The 19,047-nt window shown below is 56.0% G+C and carries 18 protein-coding genes; 8 read left to right on the top strand and 10 right to left on the bottom strand.

What is annotated here, in order from left to right:
* Positions 1-44: 44 nt before the first annotated feature.
* Both rho and trxA read right to left on the bottom strand, forming a co-directional pair.
* A complete protein-coding gene (rho, locus tag A3466_RS20740; protein WP_001054528.1) occupies positions 45-1,304 on the bottom strand; it encodes a transcription termination factor Rho in 1,260 nt (419 codons plus the stop codon).
* A 341-nt stretch (positions 1,305-1,645) separates the two neighbouring features.
* Positions 1,646-1,975, bottom strand: coding sequence for a thioredoxin TrxA (gene trxA / locus A3466_RS20735; RefSeq protein WP_006812392.1), 330 nt, complete (start codon positions 1,973-1,975; stop codon positions 1,646-1,648).
* A 144-nt stretch (positions 1,976-2,119) separates the two neighbouring features.
* Between trxA and rhlB the strand changes: the two genes are divergently transcribed.
* Both rhlB and gppA read left to right on the top strand, forming a co-directional pair.
* Positions 2,120-3,388: an ATP-dependent RNA helicase RhlB gene (gene rhlB, locus A3466_RS20730; protein ID WP_063452156.1), complete on the top strand. Its 1,269-nt coding sequence runs from the start codon at positions 2,120-2,122 to the stop codon at positions 3,386-3,388.
* Between the two features lie 6 nt (positions 3,389-3,394).
* Positions 3,395-4,879: a guanosine-5'-triphosphate,3'-diphosphate diphosphatase gene (gene gppA / locus A3466_RS20725; protein ID WP_063452155.1), complete on the top strand. Its 1,485-nt coding sequence runs from the start codon at positions 3,395-3,397 to the stop codon at positions 4,877-4,879.
* Between the two features lie 51 nt (positions 4,880-4,930).
* Here gppA and rep read toward each other — a convergent pair whose 3' ends face one another.
* Positions 4,931-6,955, bottom strand: a complete 2,025-nt coding sequence (gene rep, locus A3466_RS20720) for a DNA helicase Rep (protein ID WP_063452154.1) — start codon at positions 6,953-6,955, stop codon at positions 4,931-4,933.
* A gap of 85 nt (positions 6,956-7,040) precedes the next feature.
* Here rep and ppiC point away from each other — a divergent pair, with 85 nt between their 5' ends.
* Positions 7,041-7,322: a peptidylprolyl isomerase PpiC gene (ppiC, locus tag A3466_RS20715; protein ID WP_006812396.1), complete on the top strand. Its 282-nt coding sequence runs from the start codon at positions 7,041-7,043 to the stop codon at positions 7,320-7,322.
* Between the two features lie 53 nt (positions 7,323-7,375).
* On the opposite strand, the gene cysE is transcribed toward ppiC, so the two are convergent.
* From cysE to A3466_RS20690, 5 genes are all read right to left on the bottom strand, one after another.
* Positions 7,376-8,197 carry a serine O-acetyltransferase gene (cysE, locus tag A3466_RS20710; RefSeq protein ID WP_008502718.1) on the bottom strand — a complete coding sequence of 274 codons (822 nt, stop codon included), beginning with the start codon at positions 8,195-8,197 and terminating at the stop codon, positions 7,376-7,378.
* A 75-nt stretch (positions 8,198-8,272) separates the two neighbouring features.
* Complete coding sequence (gene gpsA, locus A3466_RS20705; protein WP_006812398.1) at positions 8,273-9,292, bottom strand: NAD(P)H-dependent glycerol-3-phosphate dehydrogenase; 1,020 nt, start codon at positions 9,290-9,292, stop codon at positions 8,273-8,275.
* Positions 9,292-9,759, bottom strand: coding sequence for a protein-export chaperone SecB (gene secB / locus A3466_RS20700; RefSeq protein WP_003860835.1), 468 nt, complete (start codon positions 9,757-9,759; stop codon positions 9,292-9,294). The genes gpsA and secB overlap by 1 nt, the downstream gene beginning before the upstream one ends.
* A 31-nt stretch (positions 9,760-9,790) precedes the next feature.
* Entirely contained in the window at positions 9,791-10,042 is a 252-nt protein-coding gene (gene grxC / locus A3466_RS20695; RefSeq protein ID WP_003860837.1) for a glutaredoxin 3, read from the bottom strand.
* An 11-nt stretch (positions 10,043-10,053) separates the two neighbouring features.
* A complete protein-coding gene (locus A3466_RS20690; RefSeq protein ID WP_003860840.1) occupies positions 10,054-10,485 on the bottom strand; it encodes a rhodanese-like domain-containing protein in 432 nt (143 codons plus the stop codon).
* Between the two features lie 248 nt (positions 10,486-10,733).
* Between A3466_RS20690 and gpmM the strand changes: the two genes are divergently transcribed.
* From gpmM to A3466_RS20665, 5 genes are read left to right on the top strand one after another with little or no spacing between them, the layout of a single operon-like run.
* Positions 10,734-12,278, top strand: a complete 1,545-nt coding sequence (gpmM, locus tag A3466_RS20685; RefSeq protein WP_063452153.1) for a 2,3-bisphosphoglycerate-independent phosphoglycerate mutase — start codon at positions 10,734-10,736, stop codon at positions 12,276-12,278.
* 33 nt (positions 12,279-12,311) lie between these two features.
* The gene (gene envC / locus A3466_RS20680) at positions 12,312-13,571 is read left to right on the top strand and encodes a murein hydrolase activator EnvC (protein WP_230373043.1); all 1,260 of its coding nucleotides are present in this window, start codon (positions 12,312-12,314) and stop codon (positions 13,569-13,571) included.
* Between the two features lie 3 nt (positions 13,572-13,574).
* Positions 13,575-14,525 (top strand): divergent polysaccharide deacetylase family protein, encoded by a 951-nt coding sequence (locus A3466_RS20675; RefSeq protein ID WP_063452152.1) that lies wholly within the window; start codon positions 13,575-13,577, stop codon positions 14,523-14,525.
* A gap of 20 nt (positions 14,526-14,545) precedes the next feature.
* Entirely contained in the window at positions 14,546-15,751 is a 1,206-nt protein-coding gene (locus tag A3466_RS20670; RefSeq protein ID WP_063452151.1) for a glycosyltransferase, read from the top strand.
* A 15-nt stretch (positions 15,752-15,766) separates the two neighbouring features.
* Complete coding sequence (locus tag A3466_RS20665; protein ID WP_063452150.1) at positions 15,767-16,681, top strand: hypothetical protein; 915 nt, start codon at positions 15,767-15,769, stop codon at positions 16,679-16,681.
* Between the two features lie 27 nt (positions 16,682-16,708).
* Here the strand turns inward: A3466_RS20665 and tdh are convergent, their stop codons facing one another.
* Both tdh and kbl read right to left on the bottom strand, forming a co-directional pair.
* On the bottom strand, positions 16,709-17,737 hold the full coding sequence (gene tdh / locus A3466_RS20660; protein ID WP_006812404.1) for an L-threonine 3-dehydrogenase: 1,029 nt from the start codon (positions 17,735-17,737) through the stop codon (positions 16,709-16,711).
* A gap of 9 nt (positions 17,738-17,746) precedes the next feature.
* Positions 17,747-18,943 carry a glycine C-acetyltransferase gene (kbl, locus tag A3466_RS20655; protein ID WP_063452149.1) on the bottom strand — a complete coding sequence of 399 codons (1,197 nt, stop codon included), beginning with the start codon at positions 18,941-18,943 and terminating at the stop codon, positions 17,747-17,749.
* Between the last annotated feature and the right edge of the window lie 104 nt (positions 18,944-19,047).

Here is a 19,047-nt window from a genome sequence, read left to right as displayed (position 1 = left end):
AAAAACGCCACGTAAAAACGTGGCGTTTACTGGGATTATTTGCGTTACGAGCGTTTCATCATGTCGAAGAAATCGTCGTTCGTTTTGGTCATCGCCAGTTTGTTAATGAGGAATTCCATTGCGTCGATTTCGCCCATTGGATGGATGATTTTGCGCAGGATCCACATTTTCTGGAGCTCTTCCTGAGTGGTAAGCAGCTCTTCTTTACGGGTACCGGAACGGTTGTAGTCGATAGCCGGGAAGACGCGTTTCTCTGCGATCTTACGAGAAAGGTGCAGTTCCATGTTGCCTGTACCTTTAAACTCTTCGTAGATAACTTCGTCCATTTTGGAGCCGGTATCGATCAGCGCCGTCGCGATAATGGTCAGGCTACCGCCCTCTTCCACGTTACGCGCCGCGCCGAAGAAACGCTTCGGACGGTGCAGGGCGTTGGCGTCCACACCACCGGTCAGTACTTTACCGGAAGCCGGCACCACGGTGTTGTAGGCACGTGCCAGACGGGTAATGGAGTCGAGCAGGATGATCACGTCTTTTTTGTGTTCAACCAGGCGTTTCGCCTTCTCGATAACCATTTCCGCAACCTGAACGTGGCGAGAAGCCGGTTCGTCGAAGGTAGACGCAACCACTTCACCTTTCACCAGACGCTGCATCTCGGTCACTTCTTCCGGACGTTCGTCAATCAGCAGCACCATCAGCACACAGTCTGGATGGTTGTAAGCAATGCTCTGCGCAATGTTTTGCAGCAGCATGGTTTTACCGGCTTTTGGCGGTGCCACAATCAGACCACGCTGACCACGACCAATTGGCGATGCCAGATCCAGCACACGAGCGGTTAAGTCTTCAGTAGACCCGTTACCACGCTCCATGCGCAGGCGAGAGTTCGCGTGCAGCGGCGTTAAGTTCTCGAACAGGATCTTATTGCGGGAGTTTTCCGGTTTGTCGTAGTTAACTTCGTTAACCTTCAACAGCGCAAAGTAGCGTTCACCCTCTTTAGGAGGACGAATCTTACCTGAAATGGTGTCACCAGTGCGGAGGTTGAAACGGCGGATTTGGCTAGGGGATACGTAGATGTCGTCAGGGCCGGCGAGGTAGGAGCTGTCTGCGGAGCGGAGGAAACCAAATCCGTCTTGCAGTATCTCCAGCACACCGTCGCCAAAGATATCTTCGCCACTCTTAGCGTGCTGCTTCAGGATGGCGAAAATGATGTCCTGCTTGCGCATACGAGCCTGGTTTTCCAGTCCCATATTTTCGCCGAGAGTGATCAGCTCAGAAACCGGCGTATTCTTTAATTCGGTAAGATTCATAATGGTGTGGGTTCTTAAACTCGGGGTGATTCTCGAACTTAATGTTGTGAATGGTATGGCAGGGTCATCCATGCCTGTTTAGCGGCCATCACCTCATGTCTGTTCGCTGTCTGGTCACAGGGAAAGAACGCAGAACTGAAACGACAAGACGGATTGAGTGACAAGCCCGGAATCTAGCAACTTCACGCACTGTTTACATTAACAACGGGAAGTATCGGGTAAAACAAGATTCAAACAACAAGATATGTTTAAAACGTAGTCATAGCTAACTTAGCACGACTAAAGCCGGGCGTCCAGAGCTCGCCATTAATTAGGCGCTCTGAACGCTCAGCTGAGAAACCTTACGCCAGGTTAGCGTCCAGGAACTCTTTCAGTTGACCTTTGGACAGTGCGCCCACTTTGGTCGCCGCCACGTCACCGTTTTTGAACAGCAGCAGGGTCGGAATGCCACGGATACCGTATTTTGGCGCGGTGCCCGGGTTCTGGTCGATGTTCAGCTTGGCAACGGTCAGTTTGCCCTGATATTCGTCAGCGATTTCATCCAGAATCGGAGCGATCATTTTGCAAGGACCACACCATTCAGCCCAGAAATCAACGAGGATCAGCCCGTCAGCTTTAAGTACGTCCGTGTCAAAACTGTCGTCAGTCAGGTGAATAATTTTATCGCTCATATATAACTCCACAGGAATAAGCCTGGTACGTTGGTTTTGTCACCACCAACGACGTGTTGATGTCGCATTAACCAACTAAAGGTTGACTTTATTTCACCGGATACGCTTTCGTAAAGCAATAGTAAGCTGATATTCTACCACACTATGAGCAAAACACATTTAACAGAACAGAAGTTTTCCGACTTCGCCCTGCACCCAAAGGTGATCGAAGCCCTTGAAACTAAAGGGTTTCATAACTGCACGCCCATTCAGGCTCTCGCCCTGCCGCTGACGCTGGCCGGTCGCGACGTTGCAGGGCAGGCGCAAACCGGTACTGGCAAAACGATGGCGTTTTTAACGTCAACGTTTCATTATTTACTTTCTCACCCAGCGATTGCAGACCGCAAAGTTAACCAGCCGCGCGCGCTAATTATGGCCCCGACGCGAGAACTGGCGGTACAGATCCACGCAGACGCTGAGCCACTGGCGCAAGCCACCGGCCTGAAACTTGGCCTGGCCTATGGCGGCGACGGCTACGATAAACAGCTGAAAGTGCTGGAAAGCGGCGTGGATATCCTGATTGGGACCACCGGCCGTCTTATCGACTACGCCAAACAGAACCATATCAACCTCGGCGCAATCCAGGTTGTCGTGCTTGATGAAGCAGACCGCATGTACGATCTTGGCTTCATTAAAGATATCCGCTGGCTGTTCCGTCGTATGCCTGCCGCAAACCAGCGTCTGAACATGCTGTTCTCCGCAACCCTGTCATACCGCGTGCGTGAACTCGCCTTCGAGCAGATGAACAACGCCGAGTATGTGGAAGTGGAACCGGAGCAGAAAACCGGGCACCGCATTAAAGAAGAGCTCTTCTATCCCTCTAATGAAGAGAAAATGCGCCTGCTGCAAACGCTGATCGAAGAAGAATGGCCGGATCGCGCGATCATCTTCGCGAACACCAAACATCGCTGCGAAGATATCTGGGGCCACCTGGCGGCAGATGGGCATCGCGTAGGTCTGCTGACCGGCGACGTGGCGCAGAAAAAACGCCTGCGCATTCTGGACGAGTTTACCCGTGGCGATCTCGATATTCTGGTCGCGACCGACGTGGCGGCCCGTGGCCTGCACATTCCAGCCGTGACGCACGTCTTTAACTACGATCTGCCAGATGACTGTGAAGACTATGTACACCGTATCGGTCGTACTGGTCGTGCCGGCGCAAGCGGTCACTCCATCAGCCTGGCGTGTGAAGAGTATGCGCTGAATCTTCCGGCCATTGAGACCTACATCGGTCACTCTATTCCACAGAGTAAATACAATCCGGACGCGCTGTTAAGCGAACTGCCGCCGCCTAAGCGCCTTACCCGCCCACGCCCCGGCAATGGTCCGCGTCGTTCCGGCGGCGCACCGCGTAACCGTCGTCGTTCAGGTTAAGAAAATATGCTCAGCTCCACCTCGCTTTATGCGGCAATCGATCTCGGTTCGAATAGCTTTCATATGCTGGTTGTGCGCGAGGTGGCGGGAAGCATACAAACGCTGACGCGCATTAAGCGCAAGGTCCGCCTCGCGGCGGGCCTGAGCAGCGACAACCACCTCTCCCCTGAAGCCATGGAACGTGGCTGGCAGTGCCTGCGTCTGTTTGCAGAACGTTTGCAGGATATCCCGCTCAGTCAAATTCGCGTTGTTGCCACGGCGACCCTTCGTCTGGCGGTTAACGCTGGCGATTTCATTGCCAAAGCGCAGGAAATTCTGGGCTGTCCGGTGCAGGTCATCAGCGGTGAAGAAGAAGCGCGCCTGATTTATCAGGGTGTGGCGCACACGACCGGTGGTGACGATCGCCGTCTGGTGGTAGACATCGGTGGCGCCAGTACCGAACTGGTCACGGGTACAGGCGCACAGGCGACCTCGCTCTTTAGCCTGTCGATGGGCTGTGTGACCTGGCTGGAACGCTACTTTACCGATCGAAACCTTGCCAAAGAGAATTTCGACGTGGCGGAAAACGCGGCGCGTGAAGTCCTGCGCCCGGTCATGGATGAGCTGCGCTATCACGGCTGGAAAGTCTGCGTCGGGGCTTCCGGCACCGTTCAGGCGTTGCAGGAAATCATGATGGCGCAGGGCATGGACGAGCGGATCACCCTTGCCAAGCTCCAGCAGCTTAAACAGCGCGCCATCCAGTGTGGACGCCTGGAAGAGCTTGAAATTGAGGGGCTGACGCTCGAACGCGCGCTGGTTTTCCCAAGCGGGCTCGCCATCCTGATCGCCATTTTCACCGAGCTGAATATCCAGTGTATGACGCTGGCAGGCGGTGCGCTGCGTGAAGGTCTGGTTTACGGAATGCTGCACCAGTCGGTCGATCAGGACATCCGTAGCCGTACGCTGCGTAACGTTCAGCGACGCTTTATTGTTGATACTGACCAGGCGCAAAGAGTGAGTCAGCTGGCGTCACTTTTTGCCGATCAGGTGAAAAAAAGCTGGGATATTGAACCGTTAAGCCGCGATCTGTTGCTAAGCGCCTGTGCGCTGCATGAAATTGGTCTCAGCGTAGAGTACAAGCAGGCACCGCTTCACGCGGCCTGGCTGGTACGAAATCTCGATTTACCCGGCTATACGCCCGCACAGAAGAAGCTGCTGGCCACCCTGCTGCTGAACCAGACCAACGCCGTCGATCTCTCTTCACTTCACCAGCAGAACGCCGTGCCGCCGCGCGTGGCCGAGCATCTGTGTCGTCTGCTGCGCCTGGCGATCCTGTTTGCCAGTCGCCGTCGTGATGATTTGCTGCCAGACATTACGCTGGTGGCAGACGATGAGAAACTGACGCTGACATTGCCGAAAAACTGGCTTGAAAATCACCCGCTTGGCGCAGAACTGGTTGAACAGGAGTTCCAGTGGCAGAGCTATGTGCACTGGGCGCTTGAGGTGAAGTGACCCTTTGAAGCGTGCCGGGCGGCGGCTTCGCCTTACCCGGCCTACAAACCGTTATCCCTTCTCTTTGGCTTTTGCCAGCATCGCGCGAATGTTTGCCACGTTGGCCTGGCCTTTGTGCATGCGTTCTTCCGCGGTAATGACCTTACGTTGCTGCTCCCAGATAAGATCGTCCTGAGGCAACTCCAGCAGAAAACGGCTCGGCTCCGGGCGCACCAGCTCACCGTACTGACGGCGCTCTTTGCACAGCGTAAACGTCAGCTCCTTCTGCGCACGGGTGATCCCCACGTAGGCCAGACGGCGCTCTTCGTCGACGTTATCTTCATCAATGCTGCTCTGGTGCGGCAGTAAGCCCTCTTCCATCCCCACCAGATAGACATACGGGAACTCCAGCCCTTTGGACGCGTGAAGCGTCATCAGCTGGACCTGATCGGCCTCTTCTTCGCTTTCGCCGCGCTCCATCATATCGCGCAGCGTGAAGCGGGTGACGACCTGCGTCAGGGTCATGGGCTCGTCTATCTCTGAACCTTCAAGCATTTCGGTCATCCAGCTGAAGAGCTGGTTAACGTTTTTCATGCGCATCTCAGCCGCTTTTGGGCTGGCGGAGGTTTCATAGAGCCAGGATTCGTAATCAATGCCGTGGATCAGATCGCGTACCGCCGCCACCGGCTCGCGCTCGGCCAGACGCTGCACTTCACCCAGCCAGTGGGTGAAGCGGGTTAAGGCGTCATAGCCGCGCCCGGTCAGGGTCTGACTCAGCCCCATATCGAAGCTGGCGGTGAACAGGCTTTTGTTGCGGGTCATCGCCCACTCGCCCAGCTTTTGCAGCGTCGCAGAGCCAATTTCGCGTTTCGGCGTATTCACGATGCGCAGGAAAGCGCTGTCGTCATCCGGGTTGGTCAGCACGCGCAGGTAGGCCAGCAGATCCTTGATTTCCGGACGCGAAAAGAACGACGTGCCACCGGAGATTTTGTAGGGAATGCGGTTTTGCATCAGCATTTTTTCAAAAACGCGCGACTGGTGGTTACCGCGATAGAGGATCGCGTAGTCTTTATAGTCGGTTTTGTTGACGAAGTGATGGGCAATCAGCTCACCCGTTACGCGCTCCGCTTCGTGCTCTTCATTGTTGGCGCTGAGCACTTTCAGTTCGGTACCGTAACCCAGCTCGGAGAACAGGCGCTTCTCAAAGACGTGCGGGTTATTGGCAATCAGGATGTTCGCCGCCTTCAGGATGCGCCCGGAAGAACGGTAGTTCTGCTCCAGTTTGATCACCTGCAACGCCGGGAAGTCTTTGCTCAGCAGCACCAGGTTTTGCGGACGTGCGCCGCGCCAGGAGTAAATGGACTGATCGTCATCGCCAACAACGGTGAAACGCGCACGCTGTCCTACCAGCAGCTTCACCAGCTCGTACTGGCTGGTGTTGGTATCCTGATATTCATCCACCAGCAGGTAGCGGATTTTGTTCTGCCAGCGCTCGCGCACCTCTTCATTCCGCTGAAGCAGCAGCGTCGGCAGCAGGATCAGATCGTCGAAATCAAGTACGTTGCAGGCTTTCATATGCGCGTCATACAGACCGTAGCAGTGGGCAAAGATACGATCGCGCTCGCCCTGGGCGCTCGCCGCTGCCTGGGCCGGCGTCATGAGATCGTTTTTCCAGTTCGAGATCGTCGAGATCAGCTGTTGCAACAGCACTTTGTCATCTTCGATCAGCCCTTCCGTCAGCTCTTTAAGCAGCGCCACCTGGTCGGTGTCATCGAAGAGCGAAAAGTTGGACTTCATGCCCAGCGCCGCGTATTCACGCTTGATGATATCCAGGCCCAGCGTGTGGAAAGTGGAGATCATCAGCCCGCGCGCCTCTTTACAGCCCAGGGTCTGGCCGACGCGCTCTTTCATCTCACGCGCCGCTTTGTTGGTAAAAGTGACCGCCGCGATATGGCGCGCCTGGTAGCCACAACCGCGAATTAAGTGGGCAATTTTATTGGTGATCACGCGTGTTTTACCGGATCCCGCTCCCGCCAGCACCAGGCAGGGTCCGGTGACGAATTCGACAGCTTGTTGTTGTCCGGGGTTTAAACGCATAAGTGATCGCTCAATGAAAGTGGGGAGAGGAGGAAAAACGCGTGGTAGTATACCGATCGTAAACTCGTTGACTCAAGGCACGATCATGGCAAAAACAGCAGCAGCACTGCATATCCTTGTTAAAGAAGAGAAACTGGCACAGGATCTTCTCGAACAGATTAAAAACGGCGCCGATTTCGGCAAACTGGCGAAGAAACACTCGATTTGCCCGTCAGGCAAACGCGGCGGTGACTTAGGCGAGTTCCGCCAGGGCCAGATGGTTCCGGCGTTTGATAAAGTGGTTTTCTCCTGCCCGGTGCTGGAGCCAACCGGCCCACTGCATACGCAGTTCGGCTATCACATTATCAAAGTGTTATACCGCAACTAATCAAAAGCCCGGTGCATTGACTCACCGGGCTTTTTTATCTGGCTATTCCGCGTTTAAATGCCGTCGCCGTATTCAAAGGTGTGGTGAATACCGTTGAAGTGCTGATCCATATCCATCGACGGTTTATCGCTGTCTGGCTTGCCGACGATGCGCGCCGGGACGCCAGCAGCGGTGGTATGCGGCGGTACGGGCTGGAGTACAACTGACCCCGCGCCAATCTTCGCGCCGCGTCCAACTTCAATATTGCCGAGGATTTTGGCGCCTGCGCCAATCATCACACCTTCACGAATTTTCGGATGGCGATCGCCGCTGGTTTTACCGGTACCGCCCAGCGTAACGGATTGCAGAATCGACACATCATCTTCAATCACCGCCGTTTCACCGACAACAATGCCGGTGGCGTGATCGAGCATGATCCCGCGGCCAATTTTCGCCGCCGGGTGAATATCGACCTGGAAGGTCACAGAAACCTGGTTTTGCAGGAAGATAGCCAGCGCGCGGCGTCCCTCATTCCATAACCAGTGGCCGATGCGGTACGCCTGTAAGGCGTGAAAACCTTTAAGATACAGCAGCGGCGTGGAGTATTTATCCACCGCCGGATCGCGCGTGCGTACGGCCTGAATGTCGCAGGCGGCAGAGGCGATCATTTCCGGGTCAGCGGCGTAGGCCTCTTCCACCACCTCACGAATGGCGATTGCAGGCATGATGGAGGAAGCCAGCTTATTGGCGAGCATATAGCTCAGGGCGCTGCCGAGGTTTTCGTGCTTGAGTAGCGTCGCGTGATAGAAACTGGCCAGCATAGGCTCACAGTCGGCCAAAGCGCGGGCTTCGGCTTTAATATTATTCCAGACGATATCCAGTTCTTCACACGGCATTGCTTGCTCCAGACGATAGTTAATGACCAGCCAGTTCTGCGCTGGCTGGGTCATTCAGGTGACGATATTTCCCGGCTAATTGCTGCTGCGCTCGTCCTTGCGCGCACGACCCAATAGGGTCAATGCTGCCTCGCGCGCATTTTTTCCGCAATACAATACCTGATAAATTTCCTCGGTTATTGGCATTTCGACACCGAAACGGTGCGCCAATTCGCGGACTTCTTTAGTATTGCGATAGCCTTCAACCACCTGACCAATCTTCTCCTGCGCGCTTTTTACATCGCTGCCCTGTCCGAGCATCATGCCAAAGCGGCGGTTACGCGACTGGTTGTCGGTGCAGGTCAGCACCAGGTCGCCCAGCCCAGCCATCCCCATAAAGGTGGCCGGATCGGCACCCAGCGCTTCGCCCAGGCGGGACATTTCGGTCAGACCACGGGTGATCAGCGCCGTACGCGCATTCGCACCGAAACCGATGCCGTCAGACATCCCGGCCCCGATAGCAATGACGTTCTTCACCGCACCGCCCAGCTGTACGCCGATAAAATCAGGGTTGCTGTAGACGCGGAAGCTCTTGCCGCAGTGCAGCAGTTGCTGAAGATCGTCGGAAAATGCCTGGTCGGTGGACGCCAGCGAGATCGCCGTCGGCAGGCCGGCAGCCAGCTCTTTGGCAAACGTCGGCCCGGAGATCACCGCCAGCGGGATCGCCGTTCCCAGCGCTTCGCGGGCAACGTCCTGCAACAAACGTCCGGTTTCGGCTTCCAGCCCCTTCGTCGCCCACACAATACGCGCATCCGCACGCATCAGCGGCTTGATCTGACGCAGGACTTCGCCAAACACATGGCTCGGCACCACAATCAGAATATTGCGGCTGGCCGCCAGCGCGGTCGCGAGGTCGCTTTCCAGATAGAGAGAGTCAGGGAACGGAACGTCCGGGAGAAACGCCACGTTGCAGCGGTCGTGTTGCAACGTCGCGATATGTTTTGGATCGTGGCCCCACAGGACCACGTCGTGACCATTTCTTGCCAGCGTGATGGCAAGAGCGGTGCCGTAAGAGCCGGCACCGATCACAGTCATTGACGCATTAACAGTGCTCATCAGGCATCCTGATGTTGTTCGGCACCTTCGCCAGCCTGCTGCTGCAAATAGTTCATGAACAGCGCATCAAAGTTGACTGGCGCAAGGTTCAGTTGCGGGAATGTACCGCGAGAAACCAGGCTGGTGATGCATTCACGCGCATACGGGAACAGGATATTCGGGCAGTATGCACCCAGGCAATGCGCCATCTGGTTGCCTTCGATGCCGCCGATGGAGAAGATACCGCCCTGCTGTACTTCGCACAGGAATGCAGTTTCTTCGCCCAGAGAGGCGGTCACGGTGACACGCAGTACGACTTCATACACGTCATCCGCCAGCTGGGTGGATGCGGTATCCAGATCAAGTTTAACCTCTGGCTGCCAGTCTTTCTGGAAAACGTGCGGCGCGTTTGGCGCTTCGAAAGAGACATCCTTGGTGTAGATGCGCTGGATCTGGAAAGTCATCTCGGTGTTGTTTTGTTCTGACATGGAAAAACCCTTTTTAATTGTCCTAAAGTCTCTAGCTCAGCAGCGGATCGAGTCCACCGCGGGCGTCGAGCGCATACAAGTCATCACAGCCGCCAATGTGCTGCGCATCAATAAAAATCTGTGGAACCGTAGTGCGACCACTGCGTTGGATCATCTCTTCGCGTTTAATCGCGTCACCATCGATCGGCAGTTCCTTGAACGTTACGCCTTTGCTGGACAGCAGCGCTTTCGCTCGGTGGCAGAACGGGCACGTTGCTTTGGTGTAGATCTCAATATTGGCCATCACTTAACTCCTTATTTACCGCGCACTAAAGGAAGATTCTCCCCGCTCCAGCCGGAGATGCCTTCTTTCAGCACCGTTACGTTTTCAAAGCCTGCTTTATGCAGTGCGTTGGCAGATTCCTGCGCCTGCATGCCTGTGCCGTCAACAACGATAATCGGCTGGGCTTTATGCTTCTCCAGCTCACCAATGTTGTTCGCTTTGATTTCCGCTGGCAGCAGGTTGATAGCACCTGCAATGTGGCCCTTGCGGAAATCGTCGCGCTGACGCAGATCAACCACAACGGCGTCCTCTTTGTTGATCAGACGTGTCGCTTCACCGCGGGTGATCACCTTAATTTTAGACGTCAGTCCCTTAAATGTGGTGAACAGTACAGCGACCAGCAGGCCAATCCACGCGATGCTCAGAACCGGGTGGCGGCTAACGAATTGCATAATTTCTTGCATGGGGGGTAACAACTCCCGACTAAGTGATTAAAAAAACCAGGACAGGAGTATACCTGTGCGCTGTGGCAAATACAGCCAGCGACATAAAGCTAATCTATTTTCTGCGGCATGCCACGAAAAAAAAGCCTCAAAATGGCTCGAGAACGGCCTTGCCTCCACGCTTTCTTTGATCTTCTGCGGCTATTTTATCGATTCAGCTGTAGTAAAATTACGCAAATTTTTTGTCTCTTGAGCATGAGGTTGTCGCAATGTCGGTTTCTAAAAAACCTATGGTACTGGTGATTCTGGATGGCTATGGCTACCGTGAAGATCAGCAGGATAACGCCATTTTCAACGCCAAAACCCCGGTAATGGATGCGCTATGGGCAAAACGTCCCCACACCCTGATTGACGCGTCTGGTCTGGAAGTCGGCCTGCCGGATCGTCAGATGGGCAACTCAGAAGTGGGTCACGTGAACCTGGGCGCAGGCCGTATCGTTTATCAGGACCTGACGCGCCTGGACGTTGAAATCAAAGAACGTACATTCTTTGCCAACCCAACGCTCACCGGAGCAGTGGATAAAGCTGTTGCCGCAGGCAAGGCCGTTCACATTATGGGCCTGCTCTCTGCGGGCGGCGTTCACAGCCACGAAGATCACATCATGGCGATGGTTGAACTGGCCGCTGAACGCGGTGCGGAAAAAATCTATCTGCACGCCTTCCTGGACGGTCGCGATACGCCGCCACGCAGCGCTAAGGGCTCGCTGAAAGCCTTTGAAGAGAAATTTACCGCACTGGGCAAAGGCCGCGTGGCGTCCATCATTGGCCGCTACTATGCGATGGACCGCGATAACCGCTGGGACCGCGTTGAGCAAGCCTACGATCTGCTGACCCTGGCAAAAGGTGAGTTCCAGTTCGCGACCGCCGTGGAAGGTCTGGAAGCGGCTTACGCGCGTGATGAAAACGACGAATTCGTGAAAGCAACCGTGATCCGCGCTGAAGGCCAGGCCGATGCCGCCATGGAAGATGGCGATGCGCTGATCTTCATGAACTTCCGCGCTGACCGCGCGCGCGAAATCACCCGTGCTTTCGTCAACAGTGATTTCGACGGTTTCGCCCGTAAGAAAGTGGCGAAGCTCGATTTCATCCAGCTGACCGAGTATGCAGCGGATATCAAGGCTCCCTGCGCGTATCCGCCAGCGTCGCTGGAAAATACCTTCGGCGAGTGGATGGCGAAAAACGATAAAACCCAGCTGCGTATCTCCGAAACGGAGAAGTATGCGCACGTGACCTTCTTCTTTAACGGCGGCGTAGAAGAGCCGTTCAAAGGCGAAGACCGCATTCTGATCAACTCGCCGAAAGTCGCGACTTACGATCTCCAGCCAGAAATGAGCTCTGCGGAGCTGACCGAAAAACTGGTGGCCGCGATCGAAAGCGGTAATTACGACACCATCATCTGTAACTATCCGAACGGTGACATGGTAGGTCACACCGGCGTGATGGAAGCCGCCGTTAAGGCGGTTGAGGCGCTGGACCACTGCGTAGAGCAGGTCGCAAAAGCGGTTGAATCCGTGGGAGGCCAGCTGCTGATCACCGCCGATCACGGTAACGCAGAACAGATGCGTGACCCGGCAACCGGTCAGGCGCATACCGCCCATACCAACCTGCCTGTTCCACTGATTTATGTGGGTGATAAATCAGTGAAAGCAGTGGAAGGCGGCAAGCTTTCCGACATCGCGCCAACCATGTTGTCGCTGATGGGTATGGAAATCCCTGAAGAGATGACTGGCAAGCCGCTGTTCATCGTGGAATAATCGCTCCCCATGAGGGGAAAGGCGATTTTTTCAATCACATGGGTCGTGAAGCCGCTTCGGTTATCAGTCAGACCTCTGCTTTGCGCCAGCGCACTCAGCGCTGGCGTATTGCTGTGCGCCGCATCCGCCCACGCGGATGACCGCGACCAGCTCAAATCCATTCAGGCCGATATCGCCGCCAAAGAGCGTGCGGTACGCCAGCAGCAGCAACAGCGTTCTGCCCTGCTTGCCCAGCTTAAAAAGCAGGAAGAGGCCATTTCCGCCGCTGCGCGTAAGCTGCGTGAAACGCAAAACACCCTTGCCCAGCTCAATAAGCAAATCGATGAAATGAACGCGTCGATTGCGAAACTGGAGCGCCAGCGTGACGCCCAGGAACGCAACCTGGCTGCACAGCTTGATGCCGCTTTCCGTCAGGGTGAACACACTGGCCTTCAGCTGATCCTCAGCGGTGAAGAGAGCCAGCGCGGCCAGCGTTTACAGGCCTATTTCGGCTATCTCAACCAGGCTCGTCAGGAGACCATTGCGCAGCTGAAACAGACGCGCGAAGAAGTCACCACGCAAAAAGCCGAGCTGGAAGAGAAGCAGAGCCAGCAGCAAACTCTACTCTACGATCAGCAGGCGCAGCAGGAGAAGCTTGAGCAGGCGCGCAATGAGCGTAAGAAGACGCTCGCCGGCCTGGAGTCTTCTATCCAGGCAGGACAAAGCCAGCTGAGCGAAATGCGCGCCAACGAATCGAAACTGCGTAACAGCATTGCCCGGGCAGAAGCCGCAGCCAAAGCGCGCGCCGAAAAAGAAGCCCGCGAAGCGCAGGCGGTGCGCAATAAGCAGCAGGAAGCCTCCCGGAAAGGCACCACCTATAAGCCGACTGAAAATGAACGTTCCCTGATGTCGCGCACCGGCGGCCTCGGTTCCCCTCGTGGTCAGGCCTACTGGCCCGTTCGCGGTACGATCCTGCATCGCTATGGCGAACAGTTGCAGGGTGAGCTACGTTGGAAAGGGATCGTTATCGGTGCGTCTGAAGGTAGCGAAGTGAAAGCCATCGCCGATGGTCGCGTGATCCTGGCCGACTGGCTACAGGGTTACGGGCTCGTGGTGGTGGTCGAGCATGGTAAAGGCGACATGAGTCTTTACGGCTACAACCAGAGCGCGCTGGTCAGCGTCGGCACTCAGGTGCGCGCCGGTCAACCTATTGCCCTTGTGGGCAGCAGTGGCGGTCAGGGCCGCCCGTCACTCTATTTCGAAATTCGTCGTCAGGGTCAGGCGGTCAATCCACAGCCGTGGTTGGGAAGATAAGTTTTGCTTCAATTTCGTCGAATTGTTTTTTCCGTCGTCAGCGCACTGGCGCTGGCTGCACCGGTTTATGCAGGCAAACTCGCGATTGTGATTGATGACTTCGGTTATCGACCACACTATGAAAATCAGGTGCTGGCGATGCCGTCAGCCATCTCTGTTGCCGTCCTGCCAAATGCGCCTCACGCGCATGAAATGGCGACCAAAGCACACAATGGCGGCCATCAGGTCCTCATCCATCTGCCGATGGCTCCCCTCAGCAAGCAGCCGCTGGAAAAAGATACCCTGCGCCCGGACATGAGCAGCGACGAGATCGATCGCATCATCCGCGATGCGTACAATAAAGTGCCGTATGCCGTGGGTCTGAATAACCATATGGGCAGCGCGATGACCTCCAGCCTGTACGGTATGCTGAAGGTGATGCAGGCGCTGGAGCGTTACAATCTCTATTTCCTCGACAGCATGACCATTGGCAACAGCCAGGCGATGCGTGCCGCTCAGGGTACGGGGGTGAAGGTCATCAAGCGCAAAGTCTTCCTGGACGACTCCCAGAACGAAGCGGATATCCGCGTGCAGTTCAACCGCGCGGTTCAGCTGGCGCGCCGTAACGGTTCGGCGATTGCCATCGGGCACCCGCATCCGTCTACCGTTCGCGTTTTGCAGCAAATGTTACCGAGCTTACCCGCTGATATCACGCTGGTGCGTCCGAGCGATCTGCTCAACGAACCTCAGGTGGATACCTCTCGCCCGGGTAGTGCGCAACCGCCCGCAACGCAGCCGCGTAACCCGTTCCGTGGCGTGAAGAACTGCACGCTGAAGCAGCCGCCTGAACCGGTGTATGCCACCCGCTTCTTCACGGTAATTGGCGAAAGCGTAAGCCAGAGTACGCTGGTGCAGTACTTCCAGCACCAGTGGCAGGGCTGGGGGAAAAAAACAGCAGCGAGCCCAACCCAGTGACAGGCGATTAAGGTAGAAAGATGCCGCAACGACACAAAATTCTGCTCCTCGATACCGGTAAAGAGTGGGGAGGAGGTACCAACAGCATGCTCGAACTTCTGAAGCGGATTAACCGCGAGAAGTTTGATATTACCTGTTGTTTTTATAGTGATTACAGCCGGGCAGAAGGACAAACCATCGGCCAGGTGTTGAACGGCATTGGCATCCCGTTAATTGTCATTCCGCAGCAAAAGCAGCCCGGTTGGGCGAAGGTTGCAAAAGAGCTGGGCCGTGGCCTGCTGTTTTTCTCGCGCAGCGCCCGCAAGTCGTTTACCCGACATATTGATACGCTCTGGCGCATCCGGCCCAACGTCAGCAAGATCGAGACGATTTTCAGGGAAGGCGGTTTCGATACGCTGTACATGAACAACCAGCCGGGCTCTAACGAAGAAGGATATCTCGCGGGCGCGAACCTGCATGCGCGGATAATCCAGCACTGCCGGATTGAACCGGTGCTGACCCCGCCGCTGGTGAAGTTGGTGAATGCCCACGCCACAAAAATCATCGCCGTCTCGCACGGCGTTGAACGCGTGCTTCTTCAGCATGGCGTCCGGCCAGCGCTGTGCACCACGGTCAACAACGCCATCGACATCCACCAGCCCTTGCCTGACCGACGCGCCATGCGCCAGCGTCTGAACATTGATGACGACACGTTTGTGTTTGGCAGCATTGGATCGTTAATCCCCCGGAAGGCCAACCACCATACGCTGGAGGCGCTGGCCCAGTTCAACCAGAAGCACCCGCAGGCAAAATGGAAGATGGTGCTGGTCGGTGAAGGGGCTGAACGCGGCGCGCTGACGGCACAGGCTGACGCGCTGGGGATTGCTGAGCACGTCATTTTTACCGGTTTCCAGAATACGCCTTTTGACTATCTCGCCACCTTTGACGCGTTTATTCTGGCTTCAAAGAGCGAAGGTTTGCCCCGCGTCGTGCTGGAGGCAATGCTGCTGAACATCCCAGTGATTGGCTCAAAGGTGACCGGCACGGCAGAATTGATCGACCATGAGTCGACCGGGCTGCTGTTTCCGTGGAGCGATGTGTCGCAACTTGCTCAACATCTGGATAATATCTGGCAGGATCCTGCTCTGCGCGCCCGGCTCGCCGCAGCCGCGCACCAGAATGTCTGCAACGCGTATGCAATTGAAAGCTATGTTAACGGTGTCGAGGCCGTTCTTGGCGCGCAATAACCAAACGAGAAGAACATGTTTAAATTCCTGAATGCTCGCTACCGCCACATTACCGGGCGTCATAACATTCCTTACGCTTCCCTTCCGGCCACGCGCGATCTCGTTGCGGTTGATTCCATTGTGATCCCCTGTACGGGCGCGGATTTCGTCGAAGAGGCGTTATTGTCAGCGACCTTTGCAGCGCGTTACGCCACCGACGTCAGCGAGATTGTTATCGTCAGCGATCAGCCTGAATCCGCTTTCGGCGAGCTGCCGCCAAAAACCCGCGTTGTGACCCTCACGCTGCCAAAACGTGAAGAGGGGTATCGCTATAAGCAGATCTACCTCAGCCGTCTGGTGAAGCTTAACGCTCCGCTTCAGGCGCGCGGTGAAGGGGTGCTGATGATCGACTCCGATCTCAACCTGCTGAAGATGCCCGAGATCAACATGGCCGATATGCACATCTACTCCAGCTTCCGTCAGGGCAAAATGATTGCCAAGCTGGACGGCGCCCCCGCAGAAAAAGTGCCGGCCTATTACAAAGAAACGGTGCGCCCGTATCTGGTCGATCACGTTAACGGCGCGTTTCTTGCCGCAACCAAAAAGACCTGGCGCCGCATCTGCCCGCTGTGGCTGACGCTGTTCCAGGATACCTGGGAGCTGATGGACGACACGCAGCCGCCGACCGATCAGCTGCCGCTCGCTGCGCTGCTGGACATGCTGGATGTAAAAACGGTTAACCTGGGCGACTGGATGAACTGGCCGGTCTCCAAGAAGATCGGCGGTCAGGAAGCCGTTGTGCCGAAAGAGGTGATTGGCGCGCACGGGGGTTTCCCGCTTTCCGAATGGCAGAAGTATCTTGAATCGCCGGATAACAAACTGCTGTTCAAAGGGCAGGACTACACCCGCAAGGTGCGCTACCTGACGGATGAAGAGAAAAAGAATCAGTAAAAAAAGGGGCCTGAGGCCCCTTTTTGTTTACTTATCCCAGCTCAGGATCACTTTCCCTGACTGGCCGGAACGCATCGCGTCGAAGCCCTGCTGGAACTCATCGATGGAGAAACGGTGAGTGATAATCGGGGACAGATCCAGGCCGGACTGGATCAGCGCTGCCATCTTGTACCAGGTTTCGAACATCTCGCGGCCATAGATGCCCTTGATGAACAGCCCCTTGAAGATGACTTTGTTCCAGTCGATGGACATATCTGACGGCGGAATGCCCAGCATCGCGATACGGCCACCGTGGTTCATGGTGTCGAGCATGGTGCGGAACGCCGGCGGCGCGCCGGACATCTCCAGGCCTACGTCAAAGCCTTCGGTCATACCCAACTCTTCCATCACGTCGGTCAGGCTCTCTTTCGAGACATCCACCGCGCGGGTGACGCCCATTTTGCGCGCCAGCGACAGGCGGTATTCGTTCACGTCGGTGATCACCACGTTGCGCGCGCCCACGTGCTTCGCCACGGCTGCCGCCATAATGCCGATTGGGCCGGCTCCGGAGACCAGCACGTCTTCACCGACCAGGTCGAAGGAGAGCGCGGTGTGTACCGCGTTGCCGAACGGGTCGAAAATGGAGGCCAGATCGTCAGAGATATTGTCCGGGATTTTGAAGGCGTTAAACGCCGGGATCACCAGATATTCCGCGAAGCAGCCCGGACGGTTTACGCCCACGCCGACGGTGTTACGGCACAGGTGGGTGCGACCACCACGGCAGTTGCGGCAGTGACCGCAGGTAATATGGCCTTCACCAGAGACGCGATCGCCAATGCTAAAACCTTTTACTTCCTGGCCGATGCCGACCACTTCACCAACATATTCGTGACCGACAACCATTGGGACAGGAATGGTTTTTTGCGACCACTGATCCCAGTTGTAGATGTGAACGTCAGTACCGCAGATGGCGGTTTTACGAATTTTGATCAGCAGATCGTTATGACCGACTTCCGGCTCCGGCACGTCGGTCATCCAAATCCCTTCTTCCGCTTTCAGTTTGGATAACGCTTTCATCACACGTCCTCAGGCAATTACGCCCAGCTGTTTGCCGATGCGGGTAAAGGCTTCCACCGCACGCTCAATTTGTTCAGGCGAATGCGCCGCAGACATCTGGGTGCGGATACGCGCCTGACCTTTTGGTACCACCGGGAAGAAGAACCCGGTCACGTAAATCCCTTCTTTCTGAAGCTCGCGGGCAAACTGCTGCGCCACAACTGCGTCGCCCAGCATCACCGGAATGATCGCGTGGTCAGCGCCGGCCAGGGTGAACCCTGCGGCGCTCATTTTTTCGCGGAACAGACGGGCGTTTGCCCACAGGCGGTCGCGCAGTTCAGCCCCGGACTCCACCATCTCCAGCACTTTGATGGAGGCGGCCACAATCGCCGGCGCCAGGGAGTTGGAGAACAGGTACGGGCGGGAGCGCTGGCGCAGCCACTCAACCACCTCTTTACGCGCAGCGGTATAACCGCCGGACGCGCCGCCGAGCGCTTTGCCCAGCGTACCGGTGATGATGTCCACGCGGCCCATCACGTCACAGTACTCGTGGGAGCCGCGGCCATTTTCGCCGACAAAACCGACCGCGTGGGAGTCATCGACCATCACCAGCGCGTCATATTTATCCGCCAGGTCGCACACGCCCTTCAGGTTGGCGATCACGCCGTCCATGGAGAACACGCCGTCGGTCGCGATCAGCACGTGGCGGGCCCCCGCTTCACGGGCCTCTTTCAGGCGGGCTTCCAGCTCAACCATGTCGTTGTTGGCGTAGCGGAAACGCTTCGCTTTACACAGGCGAACACCGTCGATGATAGAGGCGTGGTTCAGGGCGTCGGAGATAATCGCATCTTCTGCGCCGAGCAGGGTTTCAAACAGACCGCCGTTGGCGTCGAAGCAGGAGGAGTACAGAATCGCGTCTTCCATTCCGAGGAAGTTCGCCAGCTTTTGCTCAAGCTGCTTGTGGCTGTCCTGGGTGCCGCAGATGAAGCGCACGGAGGCCATGCCGAAGCCGTGGGTGTCCATGCCGTTTTTCGCGGCGGCAATCAGCTCAGGGTGATTCGCAAGACCTAAGTAGTTGTTCGCGCAAAAGTTGATCACATGGCTGCCGTCGGCAACGATGATATCCGCCTGCTGGGCAGACGTGATAATACGCTCTTCTTTGAACAACCCTTCCGCACGTGCGGTGTCGAGGTCGCTGTTTAACTGTTTGTAAAAATCACCACGCATTGCAATTCTCCAGACTCGGCAAATTTTGGCACATATTACCCAAACCTATAGTTCATGACGAGATGACGCCGTATCTCTTCTCGTTTTTGCAGCATAAATCACGT

Origin of the sequence: Enterobacter genomosp. S (assembly GCF_001631805.1) — a bacterium.
GTDB classification, from domain to species: Bacteria; Pseudomonadota; Gammaproteobacteria; order Enterobacterales; family Enterobacteriaceae; genus Enterobacter; species Enterobacter quasihormaechei.
Note: the sequence above shows the minus strand (reverse complement) of the source record. Positions and strands in the feature narration are given on the sequence as shown.